Here is a 16,557-nt window from a genome sequence, read left to right as displayed (position 1 = left end):
CAAAAAAGGGGACTCAAAGTCGGCAAAACCAAACGCGGGAAGGGATCGAAGCTTATGGTTCTGGTTGATGGCCAGGGTACTCCGCTCGGAGTTCACTTGGACTCGGCATCCCCGGCGGAGGTCAAGCTCGCGGAAGTCACCCTCCAGACCGTCAGGGTCAGCGGTCTCGGTCCAGGTCGTCCCCGTACTCGTCCCGAGCGCGTGATCGCCGACAAGGCCTACGACAGCGATCCGCTGCGGGAACGTTTGGCGCAGCGGGGCATCGAGTTGATCGTGCCGCATCGGAGAAACCGCAAGAAGGCGCCGACGCAGGACGGCCGACCGCTTCGACGCTACGCGCGACGCTGGATCGTGGAGCGCACCAACGCCTGGCTCCAAAACTTCCGGCGCCGTGGAGCGCACCAACGCCTGGCTCCAAAACTTCCGGCGCCTCGTAGTGCGTTACGAGCGCTCCGCCTTGATCTTCCTCGGCTTGGTTCATATGGCCTGCGCGCTCATCGCCCTCAAGAGGGTTGTTGGATGACTTCTAGGAGAAGGAAACCTCGTGCGCGATCAGGCGCCCCTCGCGGTAGACGAACTTCCCCGAGAAGAACCGCTCCTGCTCGAGCCACGGCAGGAAGATGCGGTCCCCCTCCCACAGCGGCAAGGCCGCCAGGCGCTCGCCCGACACCCACTCGAGGTCTCCCTCGGCGCACTCGCCGAGCTCGCCCTCGAAGCGCGTCGCGGTATACACGAACACCAGCCAGTCCTCCCCAGGCTTGAACGCCGGGAAGCTCAGCACGCCGCGCAGCTTCGCATCGAGCAAGGTCAGCCCCGACTCCTCGCGGATCTCGCGCACCACGCATTCGTCGGGAGACTCTCCGGAATCGAGCTTACCGCCGAGGCCGTTCCATTTGCCCTTATGGATATCGCCGGGTTTTTTATTGCGATGCATCATCAAGGTCCGCTCGCCCGAGCGCACATAACAAAGTGTCGCGACGATGGTTTTCACTTCGAGAGCCCCTTCATGACGGAAAACAACATGTCGAAATCGTCGTCGTTCAAATGAAGCCGAAAAAGCATCTGCCGTATCCGCTGCATCCGTTCCTCGGATGATCGCGGCGAAGCCGCGAGCTTGGGGTGGATGAACTCCCACATGGCCGTCATTCTCTCCAACGAAGCCGTTGCGGCCCGTTCATCGGATACCCCATCCGTTGCCGTTCGATCCGTCAAAGAAAAAAGCGCCACCGCGACCGCCTGCCCCAGGTTGAGGCTGACGCCGTTGCGGCACGGGATCCTCGCGAGATACGGACACAACGCCGTTTCCGCCCGCGTAAGGCCCGCTGATTCGCGCCCGAACACGAGCGCCGTGCGGCCCTTCAGGTCCACGGACGGAGGAACGGCGGGAAGCGTGAACTCGTCCTGGCGCAGCGACGTCGGCCGGCGGGAAAACGCGATCGCCGCGGCGCACCCGCGCAGGGCCCCGGCGAGGTCCTTCTCGAACCGGGCGCCGTCGAGTATCTCCGGCGCGCTCACCCCGGTCACCCGCGCCTCGGCGGGCAGGGCCTTCCACGAAGAGCCCGCCACGACCAGCTCCGTCGCTCCGAACGCCCGCATCGCCCGGGCGACGAAGCCCACGTTCAGCGGATTTTCCGGATCGACCAGCACGACGCGAAAGTCCATGGAGACGATGATATCATCTCAACAACCGGAGCGCGCCGATCACGCACGCTCTCAGAGCGAGAGCATGTCCCGCAACCTCTCCAACTCGAACGGCTTGCGCAAGACAAGATGAAAACCAGCCCGCCCGGCGGCGAAAGCCGAGTCAGAATTCCCAGTCATCAGAAAAAGGCGGGTTTCAGGAAGCGCCTTTCTCAGCCAACAGCACGCCGTGATCCCATCGCACTGCGGCATGTTTATGTCCGACAGGATCAAGTCGGGCTTAACGGCGCCCGCGAGGCGGATCAGCTCGGTCCCGTCGGAGACCGACTCGACGGTGTGTCCCAACGCCTCCAGCGCCCGGGTGACGAAGCGGAGGATCGAGGGATCGTCATCGGCCACCAGGATTCTCATCTTACCATTATAACAGGTTTTAAAGACCTGTCAACTGGCTTTACAGTATCTTCTTATGAAGGCCGAAGAGTCCTTCAATATCAGGGACAATGAAGAAGGCCTACCGCGACATCGGCGTCAGAATCAAATCTTTACGGCAAGCGTTGAAGTTGACCCAAGCCGAAGTGGCGGAGAAAGCCGGCATCGACGCGTCCTTCTACGGACAACTCGAGCGCGGAACCGGCATTCCCAGCCTCCGGACCCTGTTTTCCGTCGCAGCCGTGCTCCGCGTCGAGCCCGCCGAACTTTTACCCAGAACCAAGGAACGTCCCGGCAAAGATCTCCTCATCGCCGAAGCGCTGGACACCATGGTCTCGAAACTCAAGCCGGGCAAGCGCCGTTTTTTGATGAGCGTCGTCCGCGACCTGGCCGACGAACTCGAAGGCTGAGCCTGACGACGCGAGGGCGCCTTCCCACCGCAGAGAAGGCGCCCCCTGCGCCGCGAAACTAGTCGTCGTCGCCGTCGCGGGGTCCGCCGCCCATCTTGCCCGGCCCCATCTTTCCCGGCCCCATCTTGCCCGGCCCCATCCTGCCGCCGCCCATCTTGCCGCCGTGCTTGCCCATGCGTCCCTTCATCGCGACGAGCATCTTCGCCCGCTGCGTCGGCGTCAGGATCGAGGTCAACGCGGCCTCGAACTTGTCCTCCTCGGCGCGCATGGACTTGCGCGCGGCCGCGATCTTGTCGAGGGTCGCAGAAAGGTCCTTCTCCGGGGCCTTGTCCTCGATCTGATCCGAGAGCTTGCGCATCGCCGCCTGGATGTCCGCGTGGATCGCGGCGTCGGCGTCGCGGCGGGCCCGCTTGGCGGCCTTGAGCTTGGCCTCCTGCTCGTCGGTGACGTCGAACTTCTCCTTCATGCGCTCCTTGAAGGATTCCTTCCCGCCCTGCGGCCCGGGCCTGCCTTCAGGCCCGTCCTGCGCGCGCAAAGCCGCCGGCAGCAGGAGAGCCCCGGCCAACGCCATCGACATGATCCGCTTCATCTGAACTACCCCCCGGGCCCGAAAGGCCCTCGATCGATTAGACGAGGGCGGAACCTTGAAAGTGTCGCGGCCCTAGGCGGCGACGGCTTCGCGCGCGGGGGCGGGTACCGGGAAGTTCAGCCGGCTCCAGCAGTCGGCGCTCTCGGCGCCCACGATCTCCGCGGCGTGGGCCATGTCGGCCTCGCGCTTGGCCAGGCTCTTCTGCACGACGGCCTTGAGGTCGTCGATGTCGTACAGGTACACGCCCTCGGCCTTCGCGACCTCGGGGGCCACGTTGCGCGGCATCGCGATGTCGATGATGAACAGCGACCGGCCGCCGCGGCGGCGCGACAGGGCCTGCGCGGCCTCCCCGTCGAGCAGATAGCGGTCGGAGCCCGTCGAGAACACCGCGATGTCCGCCTGGTCCAGCCGTTCGAATCCTTCCGCGAGAGTGACGGGCTCGCCGCCGAGTTCGGCGGCGAGGGCCTGGCCTTTATCCAGGCTGCGGTTGCTGATGAACAGCTTGCCCGCGCCTTTCGATCGCAGGTGCCGCACCGAGGAGGCGGCCATGGTCCCCGCGCCGAAGACCACCACCACGCGCTCCTTGAGATCGGAAAAAATGCTGCGCGCCATCATCGCCGCCGCGCCGCCGATCGACGCGATGCCGCCGACGATGCGCGTCTCGTTGCGGACCTTCTTGCCCACCATCAGCGCGCGCTGGAAGGACAGGTGGCCGAAGCGGTTGGCCGTCTTCTCGGCGCAGGCGCCCTGGTAGGCGGACTTGCACTGGCCCAGGATCTCGGTCTCGCCCATGATCCAGGAGTCCAGGCCCGCGGCGACGCGGAACAGGTGGCCGACGGCCTCGGCGCCGCGGCGGGTGAACAGCATCTCGCCGATGTCGCGGCCGGCGCGGAGGTTGAGCCACGCCGCCACGGCCTGCTCGCCGTCCTTATCCGGCTGGAAATAGATCTCGAAGCGGCTGCAGGTGGACAGGACGACGACGCCCTTCTGTCCGGTGGCCTCGCTGATGACGGCGTTGATGCGCCCGGCTTCCTCAGGCTTCGGGGAGATCGCCTCGCGGATTTCGACGGGAGCCGTCGAGTGGTTCAGTCCGACCACCATCCATTCGTTCATCATCGTGAACGATGACATGGCAACAACTTTGCCATCCGATCGCCGCGATATGACGACTATATGCCGTCTATGGGCCGGAATGGCGCAAAAACGCGATATAAGTGAGCGATTGCGCGCAAACCCGCCTCAGCGGCGGTGGCACTCGGTGCAGACGTCCTGCCGGACGCTGCCCCCGGAAACGGGGCTGACGGCGTGGGTGGAGTGGCAGGAGACGCAGGCGACCATCCCGTCCTCCAGGATGATCCGGGGGTTCGATTCCGGGTCGTTGAAGGAGCCGGGATTGCCCGTCACCGCGGCCCGGTAGTCGATGCCGACCGGGTGGTTCGCGCCGAGATCCGCGCCGCCGCCGGAGACCGAGTGGGCGGTGATCGTCGGGGCGATGGTGCCGTCGTGGCAGGACATGCACAGGCTCGTCTTGACTCCGCCGGCCGCCGCCGAATCCTTCACGAATCGGCCGGCGTCGCTCGTCCCCGCCTTCTGCCACAGCGGGCGCGCGGCCTTCGCGGAGTGCGAGATATGGCAGGCGCCGCAGGAGAACGACGCGTGGCCGCCGCTGAGCGGGACGCGGTGCTCTCCGACGGAGTCGCGCAGGTCGCCGAGGTCGGCGGGCGGGGACACCCGCGGCGCGCGCAGCGCGAGCGCGGCGGCGACGACGGCCAGAAAGAGGACGGAACGAAAGATCAGCTGCCGGGGCCAGGGGTTCATAGGGGTGGGCCTCCGCTGTCAGTGTAGACCCGGCCCTCGTCTTTGTCAATTCCATTTGAGGTTGGCGAAGACGCGCTGGCCGGTCCGTTGCAAGAGAAGCGGTGAGAACTCCTATGCGGCGACTGCGTCCAAGCCGACTGCTCCGGCGTTTGACCGTCGCATGGCGCGGCGCCTCGCTGGCCCGGCAGACGTTCATCGCCTTCTACTCGTTCACCGTGGCCGTCACGGCGATCACGTTCCTGCTGTACGTGCAGGACACGCGCAACAGCGTCCACGAGATCGAGCGCGCGACGATGCGGAGCATGTTCCCCGTCATCTCGCGGGTCATCATGGACTCGATGATCCGCGGCAACCATGAGCCCATCCGGCAGCTCTTCTCGGTCCACAACGGACACGGGCAGGAGGAACGCATGTACCTCCTCGACACGGAGAAGAACGCCGTCGTCATCGAGGACCTGGGGAAGATCCCCCACCCGCGGCACATGGCCACTCCTCCCGTCGACGCCGGCAAGAACATCATCATGGATTTTCCCATCCAGAACCAGAGAGCCTGCGTGCGCTGCCACGGGCCCGACGCGGGGCACCTCGGCTTCGTCCGCCTCGTCTCGCCGAAGCGCGACCATCAGGCCGTCGCCGAGGCCAACCTCAAGGGCCGCCTCATCATCCTCTTCTCCTCCTTCCTCGTCGTCGGCCTGTGGACCTTCATGGTCGTGCGCCGCGTCATCGACGAGCCGATGGGGCGCATCGTCGAGGCCATGAACCGGGTCGCGCGCGGGAAGCTCGACACGCGCGTCGACGACCTGCCCTCGGGAGAGCTGCGCTCCATCGCCCGCGGCTTCAACAACATGGTGCGCCTGCTCGAGAAGGACCGCCGGGAGATCGTGAACCTCCACCGCAGCCAGGTCGGCCACATGGAGCGCCTCGCCGCGCTCGGCGAGCTGTCGGCGCACCTCGCCCACGAGGTCCGCAACCCGCTGACGGGCATCAGCTCCGCCATCCAAGTCATGCAAAGCGAGATCCCCGACGGCAGCCCGCGGCGCGAGGTGCTGAGCAAGGTCCTCGGCCAGCTCAACCGCATGGAGCAGACCATGGGCAACTTCCTGCGCTTCGCGCGCATGCCCGAGGCGGTCGTGCGCCCCTTCGACCTGCGCGAGCCGCTCGAGCGCATGCTCGACCTCATCGAGGTCCGCCTGCGCACCCAGAAGATCGGGATCGATCGCGACATCGCGCGCGACCTCCCCCGCCTCAAGGGCGACCCCGGCCAGATCGAGCAGGTCTTCCTGAACCTCTTCATCAACGCCGCCCACGCGATGGATCGCGGCGGGACGCTCGGCGTCCGCGCGCGCGCCGAGCAGGACGGCTCCTTGCTCGTCGAGGTCTCCGACACGGGCAAGGGCATCTCGAGCGCCGACCTCGAGCACGTCTTCCGCCCGTTCTTCACCACCCGGGAGAACGGCAGCGGGCTCGGCCTGCCGCTGTCGCGGCAGATCGTCATGGCGCACAACGGGGACATCTGGATCGAAAGCGAGCCGGGCCGGGGCACGAGCGTGTTCGTGCGCCTGCCCGCGGCGAAGGCGGAGGGCTGACATGTCGGCGAAGATCCTTATCGTGGACGACGAAGAGCTGATCCGGTGGTCCCTGTCGCAGGACCTGACCAACTCCGGCTACAAGACCGTCGTCGCCGCCGACCTGGCCGAGGCCGAGGCCGCGCTCGAGGCCGAGAACCCGGACGTCGTCCTCTCCGACCTGCGCCTCGGCCGGGAGAGCGGGCTCGACGTGCTCAAGTCCGCGCGCCGCGGCAACCCCGAGCTCCCGGTCATCATCATGACCGCCTTCGCCGACCTGGCCAGCGCCGTCGAGGCCCTGCGCGAGGGCGCCGCCGACTACATCTCCAAGCCCCTCCAGCTCGCGGGCCTGAAGATCACGCTCAAGCGCGTGCTCGAGACCGCCCAGCTCAAGCGCCGCCTCGACCGCGCGCACCAGAAGGGCCTCGACAAGTACAACTTCGCCTCGATCGTCGCCGAGAGCCCCTCCATGAAGGACGCGCTCGCCGTGGCCAGGAAGATCTCGGCGAGCCCCTTCGGCACCGTCCTCATCCTGGGCGAGAGCGGCTGCGGCAAGGACCGCCTGGCCCGCGCCATCCACTACGGCAGCCCCCGCGCCTTCGAGCCGTTCATGGAGATCTCCTGCACGGCCATCCCCGACAACCTGCTGGAAAGCGAGCTGTTCGGCTACGAAAAGGGCTCCTTCACCGGCGCCGTCGGCCAGAAGAAGGGCCTCTTCGAGATCGCCAACGGCGGCACGATCTTCCTCAATGAGATCGGCCACATGCCGATGGCCCTCCAAGGCAAGATCCTGCGCGCGCTCGAGGACAAGACCTTCAAGCGCGTCGGCGGGCGCGACGACATCACCGTGGACGTGCGCGTCATCGCCGCCACCAACGAGGACCTGCCGCGCGCGGTGTCCGAGGGGCGCTTCCGCCAGGACCTCTACTACCGCATCAACGTGCTGACGATCTCCCTGCTTCCGCTGCGCCAGCGCAAGGAGGACATCCTGCCGCTGATGGACCGCCTGCTCGGCAAGCTCAGCGCGGAGATGCTCAAGCCCAAGCCCGTCCTGTCCCCCGAGACCCTCGAGCAGTTCCAAGCTTATAAGTGGCCCGGCAACGTCCGGGAGCTTCGCAACGTTCTGGAGAGAATGATGATCCTCGACGAGCTGGAGTTCCATCCCGTCGCCGCCGCGCAGCCCGCGCACATCGCGCGCGCGCAGGCCGCGGCGGAGGCGCCCACGCCCGCGAAGGCGGACGACGCCGCCGTGACCTTGCCCCCGAACGGCATCCGCCTGGAGGACGTGGAGAAGGATCTCGTCGTCCAGGCCCTCAAGCGCAGCGGCGGCAACCAGCAGAAGGCCGCGCAGTCCTTGGGCCTGTCGCGGGACGCCCTGCGCCGGCGCATGGAAAAATTCGGTCTTAAGGAAGCCATCGGCGCTTTGCTGATGCTCGCCTTCCTCGCGGGCGCCGCCTCCGCCGAGGGCTGGTTCGGCAAGAGCGCCCCGAAGGACAAATTCCGCTCGGCCAACGAGGAGAAGGCCAAGCCGATGATGGAGAAGGCGGGCGCGCATTCGCCGGTAAAGTCCGGCGAATGCTCCAAATGCCACGCCGACCCGAAGGATCCGGCCAAGCTGACGATGGAGCAGAAGCCCCTGTGCCTGTCCTGCCACGCGGGGAAGGCGGCCGATATGAACAAGGCGACCGTCCACTCCGCGTTCAAGGATATGGACTGCAGCACCTGCCATCAGCCTCACGCGTCGGACAACGCACCCCTGCTCAACTCCCCGGTCAACGAGCTGTGCGCGACCTGCCACGACCCGAAGGACGCCGCGATATCGAAAGCGCATTTCGGCGTCAGCGCCTTCGAGGGGAAGTGCACGGACTGCCACGAGCCGCACGCCTCGAAAAGCCCCAAGCTCATCGTCGAGGCGAAAGAACACATCCCCTTCGGCTCGCGCTCCTGCGAGATGTGCCACGCCAAGACCGGGGCCGACGGGAAGACCGCCCTCAAGAAGCTGCCGGAGGAGTCGTGCTTCGTCTGCCACTCCAACTTCCGCAAGCTGGGCGCGAGCGTGGTCGTCCATCAGCCCTTCTCCTCCGGAGACTGCACGACCTGCCACAATCCGCACGTGAGCAAGCGCGCGTCCCTGGTCCGCAAACCCCTCGGCGACGTCTGCTTCGGCTGCCACGACGCGGACGCTCTCAAGGACTCCCATCCCGTCTCTCGCCATCCGACCGCGAAGGAAGGCAAGGCCGACCCGCGCCGCGAAGGCAAGCCTTTCGACTGCGCGTCCTGCCACGAACCGCACGCCGGCAAGAACCCGAAGCTGATGCGCGGCGATATCTTCACCCTGTGCGCGGAGTGCCATAAAAAATGAAAACCATCACTTTGACCCTTGCCGTCATCCTGGCGGTTTGCGCCGCCAAAGCCGCCGACGCCCGGTCCTCGGCCGCGGAGTCGCCGGCCGTTTCGACCAGCACGAGGGAACTCGTCTGGCCCCCGCCGCCGGACAAGCCGCGTATACGCTACGTGCGCACGATCAAGAGCGCCGACGATATAGCCCCCAAGGTCGAGAAGAAAAAAGAGGGCTTCTTCGCCAGGCTCATCGCCATGTTCTCGGGCGGCAAGATCACCCCCGATATCTTCAACAATCCCTACGGCGTCTGGAGCCATGAAGGCAGGATATACGCCACCGACACCGGCGCCCAGCATCTGACGGTCGTCGACCCGAAGGCAGGGACCTTCCGCTACATGGGCGACCGCGGCGAGGACAGCTTGAAGTCCCCGGTCAGCGTCGCGGTCGACGACGCGGGCATCGCCTACGTCTCGGACACGAGCGAGGGAACGGTCAAGGCCTACTCTCCCGACGGGAAGTTCCTGTGGAAGTCGGAGGGAGCGGGGGGCGGGGCGGGCAGGCTCAACCGGCCCGCCGGGATCGCGCTGACCCCGTCCGGCGAGCTGCTGGTCGCCGACAGCAGCAACCGCCGCATCGTGCTGCTAGGCAAGGACGGGAATTTCATCCGGGAGATGTGCGTACACGCCAAAAAAGAGTATTACGCTCTGCCCAACCCCAACAACGTCTGGGCGTTCGCGAACGGCGACTTCATGGTCAGCGACCCCCTGGCCGCCCGAGTCCACATCTTTTCCTCGACCGGAGCGGCCATCGGGGGCTTCGGCGAGTCCGGAGACGCTCCGGGCTACATGTCCCGGCCGCGCGGCATCGCCGCGGACTCCGACGGCAACATCCACGTGGTCGACGCCCTTTTCTCCAGGGTCCAGGTCTTCGACCGCGCGGGCCAGCTCCTGGTCTGGTACGGCAGCCCCGGCGACGTCGCCGGCCAGCTCAACCTGCCGGCGGGGATTTTCATCGACAAGGACGGCATGATCTACGTCGCCGACACCAAGAACAAGCGCGTCGGGGTCTATCAATACATCACGTACCCGGAAGAAAAGGCGTCCGGAGCGCCGGCGGAGCAAAAATAGCATCCTGCGCGCATTCGCGCACCCCCGGCCGCAATCCCGCGCTCGGGAGTCACAAAATAGAGATTTAAACGTCCCTCCGAGGAGAAATCGGCGGCAGCTTCGTTGCCACCGAAGATGTCGGCGAGTAGTCGCCGTCGCAAAATCTCAGGAGGAACACAATGAAAGCCCTACTCAAACTGACGGGACTGCTCGTCGCGAGTCTCGTCCTCGTTGGAAAGGTACATGCGTCGGCCGCGACCGGCATGAACGTGATCGCGGACTCGAAGCATGACTTCACGCTCACCTATACAGGCGGCGGAGCCGGAGCCATCAACCAGTGCTCGACCTGTCATGAGATGCACAAACCCGTCAAGATGAAGCCCCTCTGGGCCCGTCAGAACCCCGACAAGAACCTTACTTGGAAGGTCAAGAGCGGCATCCTGCCCGTGGAGTACACCAACACCGCGTTCGATGCCGACCCCATCGTGGCCTCGACGGCGGCCGGTTCGCTGATCCCGGCTTGGGCCTTCGTGGACAGCCGTTCCGGCCTGTGCTTGTCCTGTCACGACGGCACGCAGACCGTCAGCGACGGCGGGATGATCACGGGGCGCGCCAACCTGACGATCGCCCCCGGCGACCTGTCTCAGAACCACCGCATCGGCAACGAGCGGACGCCGGTCAGCAAGTACGGCACGGTGACCGACGTTTCCATGAAAGCCGGCGACGCGGTCAGCATCACCAACGTCAGCGGCATCGTCAAGACGCGCTACTTCGTCGGCTGCACGACCTGCCACAGCATGCACAGCAGCCCCATGGAGAACCGCAAGCTGCTCGTCAATTCGCGCGACGGCCACCACGGTCCGGTCTGCTTGGACTGCCACGGCGGCAAATAAATCCTCACCAAGACCCCTGGCGATTCGCCGAAGGCGAATCGGGCGGGGGTCTTTTTTGGACTTCGGTTTCCGCTTTGCGGTGTTCGGCCTAGGTTGAATATGATCGACACGACGACGACTGAATCCGTGCTGATGGCCCGCCTCCAGAACCTCCGCTGGAAGGCGGGCCTTCGCTGCCCCCGCTGCGGCCACCGCGACTGCTCGGTCCACGCCCGCGGCAAGGACGGCCGCCGCAAGCTGCGCTGCTCCGGCTGCGGACGGACCTTCAACGACCTTACGGGCACGCCGCTGGCCCGGACCCATCTTCCGCTGACCCTATGGGCCAAAGCCGCCCGCCTGATGGTCTCCGGGCACCAGACCTGCTCGACCTTGTCGGTCAAGCTCGAGGTCAAGCTCGCCACGGCCTGGCGCGTGCGCAAAATCCTCACCGAAGCGCTGAAGGACGCCGACCTCCGCCGGACTCTCGTCACCGAGGACATGCCATGAACCGCGCCATCGCTACCGCCTTCCTGCTGCTGATCCTCACCGCCGCGGCTCCGCCGGCCGAGACGCCCCCGCTGCAATGGCCGCCCGCCCCGCAGGCCGCGCGACTGCGCTTCGCCGGGGAGATCGCCGGCCCGCGCGTGGCCGGAACGGGCAAGATCGGACGCTTCCTCCGCGTCCTGATCGGACTCGACAAGGCCGGAGAGGTCGCCGCCGACCGTCTCGTCAAGCCCACGGGCCTCTTCGTCAGCAGCGGGACCGTCTTCGTCGCCGACCCCGGCATGCGCGGCGTCCTGCGCTACGAGGAAGCGAGCGGCCGGGGCGAGTGGTGGCCGCGCGGCGTCGACGCGAAGCTCCCCAGCCCCGTGAGCGTAGCCGGCACGCCGGACGGGCGCCTGTTGGTCCTGGATTCCCAACTCGGGAAGGTGCTCATCCTCGACGGCGAGGGGAAAGTCAAAGGCGAGCTCGAGGGCGACCCTGAAGGCATGGGCCGTCCCGCCGCGTTGACCGTATCGGCGAACAGGATCTATGTGAGCGACGCCAAGAAACACCGCGTCTCGGTCTACGGCATCGACGGAACCTTCCTGCAGGCCTTCGGCCGCCGCGGGAGCAAGCCGGGAGAATTCAACTTCCCCACCTACATGTCGTTCGACGAGACGACCGACCGGCTCTGGGTCACCGATTCGGGCAACTTCCGCCTGCAGTGGTTCACCCCGGATGGTCGGTTCGGGGGCTTCATCGGCGAGAACGGGAACCGCCCCGGCTACCTGGCACGCCCCCGCGGCGCGGCCGTCGACTCAGATGGGCATGTCTTCGTCGTCGACGCGGCCTTCGAGGCCTTCCAGGTGTTCGACGACAAAAAGAACTTTCTCCTGTTCGTCGGCCGCGCCGGCGCGGGGCCGGGCCAGTTCAGCATGCCGGGAGGCGTCTTCATCGACGGCCGGGACCGGGTCTACGTGGCGGACACCCAGAACGCCCGCGTCCAGGTCTTCCAGTACGTCAAAGAGGTCAAGCCATGAACAACATCCTGCTCTCCGCGTTCATCCTCCTGGCAGGGGCTCTCCCCGCGCAAGCCCTCTCCGTGATCGACTCCAAGCACGACCTGGCCGCGACCAGCGCCACCTCCGGACCGAAGGCGGTCAATGAGCTGCTGACCTGCCTATTCTGCCACACCATGCATAAGCCCGCGCAGATGACCGCCCTGTGGAACCGCGTCGGCGCCCCGGTCGACTTCACCTTCTATTCTTCCAACTACCTGAACAACTACCTTGGCATGAAGACGCCGACGATGAGCGACCTCAACGCGTCGAAAACGAAGCTCTGCCTGTCCTGCCACGACGGCGTGACGGCTTTGGGCGCGGTGTTCAGCGCGGCACCCAACTCGCTGGAGATGACCGGCGGACTCGGATCGTCGAAGGTCATCGGCACCAATCTCGCCAACGACCACCCGGTGCTCTACGACGTCAAGCCCGGCGCCGGCCCCCCCGCGCAGCCCGGCACCGACCCTGAGATCCAGCTGCCCCCGGCCGGGGACCCGGTGAAGGTCTACGGGGAGACGAACCGCGTCGAATGCACCTCCTGTCACGACGCCCACGACAACACCTACGGCAGCTTCCTCGTGAAGTCCAACGCCAACGCGGCGCTGTGCACCTCCTGCCACGTCAAGACGGACTACACCGCCAGCGCCCACGCGCTCTCGAACGCGGTCTACACGCCGGCGGGCGCGGCGCCGACGACGGTCGGAGAATACTCCTGCCGGAACTGCCACAAGGTCCACGGGGCCTCGTCCGCGCAGGCCTACGTCCTTCGCGACGCGGAGGAGAACACCTGCTTCACGTGCCACGGCGCCCCCGCCCTGCTCGGCGCGAAGAACATAAAGAACCTCTACGCGAAAGCCTCGAAGCATCCGGCGGAGACCGTCTCCGGAGTCCACAAGAACCCCGAACTCGACGCCTCGAACCTGGGACCGGGCAAGCGCCACGCCGAATGCTGGGACTGCCACAATCCCCACCGCGCCAGGACCGGCACCCATGCCACGCCCGGCAACGGGATCGGGGAGGCCCTCCTCGGAGCCTGGGGCGTCGAGCCCGCTTACGGCGCGGGCTCCTGGCTCGCCGCCGCCTCCTACGTTCGCCAAGTCTTCAACGACACGGTGAATTATAAGGAGTATCAGCTCTGCTTCAAGTGCCACACCTACTACGCGTTCGGCAACACCCCCCCGGCGAACTCGAGCGACCAGTCCATCGAGTTCAATCCGAACAACCGCTCCGCCCACCCCGTGCGCAACCCGGCAAACGAGCAGACCGGGGCGGTCTCGCCCAGGGCCCTGACGGCGGAGCAGCTGTCGTCGCCGTGGAACGCGGGCGGCGGCCCCGGCAATCAGACCATGACCTGCTCCGACTGCCATGCGTCCGACAACCCCAGCGACCCCAAGGGGCCTCACGGCTCCGCCGCGAACAAGCTTCTCGCAGGGCCGCGCCGCTACTGGCCCAAGAACGCGTCCGGCGGCTTGTGGAGCCTCGATGACGTCAAGAGCAACCGGAACTCGTGGTCCACGAACTTGTTCTGCGTGAACTGCCACCCGATGCTGTCGGGAAGCAACTTCGTCAACAACGTTCACGAGAAGAGCGATCACCGCAGGACCGGCGTCTACTGCGTCACCTGCCACACCGTCGTCCCGCACGGGTCCCAGCGCTCGCGCTTGATCGGCTACGCCTCCGATCCGAAGCCGTACAACTACGGCGGCACCGGCACCTATGAAAAACTCGTCATCACGGGTTTCCGGAAGGCCTCGAGCCGGACCGGCTACGACGAACCCAATTGCAGCATGCAAGGCACGACGGGCTGCCATGGCTCGGGGTCGGGGACCTACGAACCATAAGAGCTTATGCCGCGGTCGCACCGGAGCCGGGCAGCCGCTTTGGTCCTTCTGCTGAATCTGGCGGGGGGACCGGCGCGCGCGCTCACGCGCTCGGGATCGATGAGCTGGAACTTCAACGACATCACGACCCGGGACCCTTCCGGGAGGGGGCGCTTCTCCTCCTGGGGCCAGGCCTACGGCCTGAACCTCAGCGGGAACCTGCTGCACCCCTACTTAGGAACCTTCGCCGCCGGCGGAGAATACTCCGAGGGCTCCAACATCAACTCCACGGTGAATACCGGCGCGACCGGCCAGCGCGTCATCGGCGGCAACGCCTCGCTGGACTTATTCCATCACGACGTCCGGCGCTATGTCCGCTTCGCTCCCAACTACTCGGTCCAGAGCACGAAATACCTGGGCAGCCCCGAGAGCAGATACACGAATAATTTCTGGGGGTACAGCACCGGCCTCTCGTTGCCCCGCCTTCCCGCGATCAACGCCAACAGGCAATACAACCGGATCAAGAACGCCTTCGGAGACGTCTCCACCGATCAGCGCCAGACCCTCATGAGCGAAGACCTCTCCTACCAGCTGCGGGGCCTGCGCTTGCGCCTCAATCAGGAGCGCCAGCGGACCGAGGACCCCGGCGCCGTCCTGCCCTCCCCTCTCGCGACGACTCAGAGAGGCTCCCTCGACTACGGCCTGAGCAATCTCAAGCGTCTTCGGCTGCAGTACCTGACCTTGCACACGGAATACCTGCGCTTCGCGACCGACGGCGCGACAAAGTCGAAATCGCTCTCCAATTTCGTCAGCCTGAGGACGAACGACGTCAGGGCCGGGGCCTGGAAGCACTCGCTCAACTACACCAACGACTCGCGGCGGGACCTCCTGCGAAGGACCCACGACATGTCTCATTCCATGCTCATCACCAGCAGCCGTCCCGTCCGGCGCGGCAACTTCGTCAACTCCACGGCGGCGGGGGCCTCCGGCCGCGGCCTGGCGACGCGCCGGGCCAGCGTCTCCCCCTATCTCAGCCTCGCCTTCCGCGAGGGGAAGCTTCTGACGGCCTTCAACGGGTTCGCGGGATGGTCTCGCTCGGCCTCGGGCGCCGCCTCCCTGGGCGATTCCCTGGGAACCCGATTGGACCTCAGGCCCCGCAAGACGCTCAACTTCTTCGCCGACCTGAACACCAACGAATCCATCCCGCTGACCGCGGACGCCCCGGCCGGCCACCGCAGCAGCCGCGCCGGCCTGGGCGGCACCCGCCGATACGGCGGCGGCGAGACCACCTTGCGCTACGACCACGCGCGCGACCGCTCCTACGCCACGGGAGGCGGATCGGACAGCGACCAGGTAAACTTGAACGCCTCCGCCACGCCCGCCCCGCGCCTGAACACCAGCCTGGGGGCAAGCTTCAGCGAGACCCGGACTACCGAGGGGACGGTCTACGACTCGAAGCACCTCACCGGCGCGCTGACTTACGCGACGCTCTGGGGCCTGAGCCTGAACGCCGACGCGAGCTTCGCCGCGATCGAGCAGTATACGACGACCGCCGGCCTGACCTACGCCATGGGCAAGACCAGCCTCGCCCTCAAATACACCTACACCGCCACCCCCTTGCCGTCGTCGTTTTCCCACATCAGCGTCACCTTGTCCCGCACGCTATGAGACGCCCGCTCCGATTGCTATGATGCCGCTATAATCCCGTGGAGGACTCAATGAAACTTCTTCTGGCCGTCTTCGCCGTGATCGCCCTCTTCCCCCTCGCCTCGGCCGGCGACCTGACCGGCACCGTGGTCGAGACCATGGACGCCGGCGGCTACACCTATCTGCTCATCAAGACCCCCGCCGGCGAGAAGAAATGGGCCGCCGTCGCCAAGGCGACCGTCAAGAAGGGCGCCGCGGCGACCGTGACCAACGCGATGGACATGCGGGATTTCGAGAGCCCGTCCCTGAAGCGCAAGTTCGACGTCATCGCGTTCGGCACCCTCGGCGACGCCGCGGCCCCCGCGGACCCGCACGCCGGAGCCTCGAAGGGCGCGCCCGCGGGCGCGCACGGCGGCCGCGCCGAGGTGAAGGGCCCGATCAAGGTGGAGAAGGCAGCCGGCCCCGACGGCCGCACCATCGGCGAGGTCTACGCGCAGAAGGCCGCCCTCGCCGGCAAGGAAGTCGCCGTCGCCGGCAAGGTCGTCAAGTACAACTCCGGCATCCTCGAGCGCAACTGGGCCCATCTGCGCGACGGCTCCGGCAAGGCGAAGGACGGCAGCGACGACCTGACGGTCATCCTCAAGGACGAGTCCGCCGTCGGCCAGGTCATCACCGTGAAGGGCAAGGTCGTGCTCAACAAGGACCTCGGAGGGATGTACAAGTTCCCCGTGGCCCTCGAGGACGCCGTCCTCGTCAAGTAGCGCGAGCCGCACCG

Annotated in this window: 17 protein-coding genes and 1 pseudogene; 12 read left to right on the top strand and 6 right to left on the bottom strand. The window is 66.3% G+C overall.

The features are described 5' to 3' along the window. Positions 1 to 393: pseudogene (locus HYV14_13150) on the top strand (transposase). Further along, the gene (locus tag HYV14_13145; protein ID MBI2386932.1) at positions 392 to 523 is read left to right on the top strand and encodes a hypothetical protein; all 132 of its coding nucleotides are present in this window, start codon (positions 392 to 394) and stop codon (positions 521 to 523) included. Before HYV14_13150 ends, HYV14_13145 begins: the two are co-directional and overlap by 2 nt. A 3-nt stretch (positions 524 to 526) precedes the next feature. On the opposite strand, the gene HYV14_13140 is transcribed toward HYV14_13145, so the two are convergent. The 3 genes from HYV14_13140 to HYV14_13130 all read right to left on the bottom strand — a co-directional run bounded on the left by HYV14_13140 (position 527) and on the right by HYV14_13130 (position 2,052). Next, complete coding sequence (locus HYV14_13140) at positions 527 to 937, bottom strand: 8-oxo-dGTP diphosphatase (protein ID MBI2386931.1); 411 nt, start codon at positions 935 to 937, stop codon at positions 527 to 529. Between the two features lie 50 nt (positions 938 to 987). After that, positions 988 to 1,647 carry an RNA methyltransferase gene (locus HYV14_13135; protein MBI2386930.1) on the bottom strand — a complete coding sequence of 220 codons (660 nt, stop codon included), beginning with the start codon at positions 1,645 to 1,647 and terminating at the stop codon, positions 988 to 990. 66 nt (positions 1,648 to 1,713) lie between these two features. Further along, a complete protein-coding gene (locus tag HYV14_13130) occupies positions 1,714 to 2,052 on the bottom strand; it encodes a response regulator (GenBank protein MBI2386929.1) in 339 nt (112 codons plus the stop codon). A gap of 89 nt (positions 2,053 to 2,141) precedes the next feature. On the opposite strand from HYV14_13130, the gene HYV14_13125 reads away from it, so the two are divergent. Next, on the top strand, positions 2,142 to 2,480 hold the full coding sequence (locus HYV14_13125; protein ID MBI2386928.1) for a helix-turn-helix transcriptional regulator: 339 nt from the start codon (positions 2,142 to 2,144) through the stop codon (positions 2,478 to 2,480). A gap of 58 nt (positions 2,481 to 2,538) precedes the next feature. Here the strand turns inward: HYV14_13125 and HYV14_13120 are convergent, their stop codons facing one another. The 3 genes from HYV14_13120 to HYV14_13110 all read right to left on the bottom strand — a co-directional run bounded on the left by HYV14_13120 (position 2,539) and on the right by HYV14_13110 (position 4,887). Beyond that, positions 2,539 to 3,069, bottom strand: a complete 531-nt coding sequence (locus tag HYV14_13120) for a hypothetical protein (protein ID MBI2386927.1) — start codon at positions 3,067 to 3,069, stop codon at positions 2,539 to 2,541. A gap of 72 nt (positions 3,070 to 3,141) precedes the next feature. Continuing rightward, on the bottom strand, positions 3,142 to 4,185 hold the full coding sequence (locus HYV14_13115; protein MBI2386926.1) for a glutamyl-tRNA reductase: 1,044 nt from the start codon (positions 4,183 to 4,185) through the stop codon (positions 3,142 to 3,144). Between the two features lie 123 nt (positions 4,186 to 4,308). Beyond that, the gene (locus HYV14_13110; protein ID MBI2386925.1) at positions 4,309 to 4,887 is read right to left on the bottom strand and encodes a hypothetical protein; all 579 of its coding nucleotides are present in this window, start codon (positions 4,885 to 4,887) and stop codon (positions 4,309 to 4,311) included. Positions 4,888 to 5,036: 149 nt separating this feature from the next. Between HYV14_13110 and HYV14_13105 the strand changes: the two genes are divergently transcribed. The 9 genes from HYV14_13105 (at position 5,037) to HYV14_13065 (ending at position 16,543) form a co-directional block, all read left to right on the top strand. Next, positions 5,037 to 6,473, top strand: a complete 1,437-nt coding sequence (locus HYV14_13105; protein MBI2386924.1) for a HAMP domain-containing protein — start codon at positions 5,037 to 5,039, stop codon at positions 6,471 to 6,473. A gap of 1 nt (position 6,474) precedes the next feature. Continuing rightward, positions 6,475 to 8,814, top strand: a complete 2,340-nt coding sequence (locus tag HYV14_13100) for a sigma 54-interacting transcriptional regulator (protein MBI2386923.1) — start codon at positions 6,475 to 6,477, stop codon at positions 8,812 to 8,814. Next, positions 8,811 to 9,920, top strand: a complete 1,110-nt coding sequence (locus tag HYV14_13095) for a hypothetical protein (protein ID MBI2386922.1) — start codon at positions 8,811 to 8,813, stop codon at positions 9,918 to 9,920. Before HYV14_13100 ends, HYV14_13095 begins: the two co-directional genes overlap by 4 nt. Before the next feature lie 158 nt (positions 9,921 to 10,078). Further along, on the top strand, positions 10,079 to 10,792 hold the full coding sequence (locus HYV14_13090; GenBank protein ID MBI2386921.1) for a hypothetical protein: 714 nt from the start codon (positions 10,079 to 10,081) through the stop codon (positions 10,790 to 10,792). A 99-nt stretch (positions 10,793 to 10,891) separates the two neighbouring features. Then, positions 10,892 to 11,278 (top strand): IS1 family transposase, encoded by a 387-nt coding sequence (locus HYV14_13085; protein MBI2386920.1) that lies wholly within the window; start codon positions 10,892 to 10,894, stop codon positions 11,276 to 11,278. Next, complete coding sequence (locus tag HYV14_13080) at positions 11,275 to 12,294, top strand: hypothetical protein (protein ID MBI2386919.1); 1,020 nt, start codon at positions 11,275 to 11,277, stop codon at positions 12,292 to 12,294. The genes HYV14_13085 and HYV14_13080 overlap by 4 nt, the downstream gene beginning before the upstream one ends. Further along, the gene (locus HYV14_13075; GenBank protein ID MBI2386918.1) at positions 12,291 to 14,156 is read left to right on the top strand and encodes a cytochrome c3 family protein; all 1,866 of its coding nucleotides are present in this window, start codon (positions 12,291 to 12,293) and stop codon (positions 14,154 to 14,156) included. The genes HYV14_13080 and HYV14_13075 overlap by 4 nt, the downstream gene beginning before the upstream one ends. A gap of 39 nt (positions 14,157 to 14,195) precedes the next feature. Then, positions 14,196 to 15,803, top strand: coding sequence for a hypothetical protein (locus HYV14_13070; GenBank protein ID MBI2386917.1), 1,608 nt, complete (start codon positions 14,196 to 14,198; stop codon positions 15,801 to 15,803). 50 nt (positions 15,804 to 15,853) lie between these two features. Beyond that, on the top strand, positions 15,854 to 16,543 hold the full coding sequence (locus HYV14_13065) for a nucleotide-binding protein (protein ID MBI2386916.1): 690 nt from the start codon (positions 15,854 to 15,856) through the stop codon (positions 16,541 to 16,543). Positions 16,544 to 16,557 lie beyond the last annotated feature (14 nt).

The organism is Elusimicrobiota bacterium (assembly GCA_016182905.1).
Taxonomy (GTDB): Bacteria; Elusimicrobiota; Elusimicrobia; order UBA1565; family UBA9628; genus GWA2-66-18.
The sequence above is the reverse complement of the archived record's forward strand: the minus strand, read 5'-3'. Positions and strand labels throughout refer to the sequence as shown.

Excerpts from the sequence above, each read along its gene's own strand:
- HYV14_13140 (MBI2386931.1), bottom strand. The coding sequence starts at position 937 with ATGATGCATCGCAATAAAAAACCCGGCGATATCCATAAGGGCAAATGG.
- HYV14_13130 (MBI2386929.1), bottom strand. The coding sequence starts at position 2,052 with ATGAGAATCCTGGTGGCCGATGACGATCCCTCGATCCTCCGCTTCGTC.
- HYV14_13125 (MBI2386928.1), top strand. The coding sequence starts at position 2,142 with ATGAAGAAGGCCTACCGCGACATCGGCGTCAGAATCAAATCTTTACGG.
- HYV14_13120 (MBI2386927.1), bottom strand. The coding sequence starts at position 3,069 with ATGAAGCGGATCATGTCGATGGCGTTGGCCGGGGCTCTCCTGCTGCCG.
- HYV14_13115 (MBI2386926.1), bottom strand. The coding sequence starts at position 4,185 with ATGATGAACGAATGGATGGTGGTCGGACTGAACCACTCGACGGCTCCC.
- HYV14_13110 (MBI2386925.1), bottom strand. The coding sequence starts at position 4,887 with ATGAACCCCTGGCCCCGGCAGCTGATCTTTCGTTCCGTCCTCTTTCTG.
- HYV14_13100 (MBI2386923.1), top strand. The coding sequence starts at position 6,475 with ATGTCGGCGAAGATCCTTATCGTGGACGACGAAGAGCTGATCCGGTGG.
- HYV14_13095 (MBI2386922.1), top strand. The coding sequence starts at position 8,811 with ATGAAAACCATCACTTTGACCCTTGCCGTCATCCTGGCGGTTTGCGCC.
- HYV14_13090 (MBI2386921.1), top strand. The coding sequence starts at position 10,079 with ATGAAAGCCCTACTCAAACTGACGGGACTGCTCGTCGCGAGTCTCGTC.
- HYV14_13085 (MBI2386920.1), top strand. The coding sequence starts at position 10,892 with ATGATCGACACGACGACGACTGAATCCGTGCTGATGGCCCGCCTCCAG.
- HYV14_13080 (MBI2386919.1), top strand. The coding sequence starts at position 11,275 with ATGAACCGCGCCATCGCTACCGCCTTCCTGCTGCTGATCCTCACCGCC.
- HYV14_13075 (MBI2386918.1), top strand. The coding sequence starts at position 12,291 with ATGAACAACATCCTGCTCTCCGCGTTCATCCTCCTGGCAGGGGCTCTC.
- HYV14_13065 (MBI2386916.1), top strand. The coding sequence starts at position 15,854 with ATGAAACTTCTTCTGGCCGTCTTCGCCGTGATCGCCCTCTTCCCCCTC.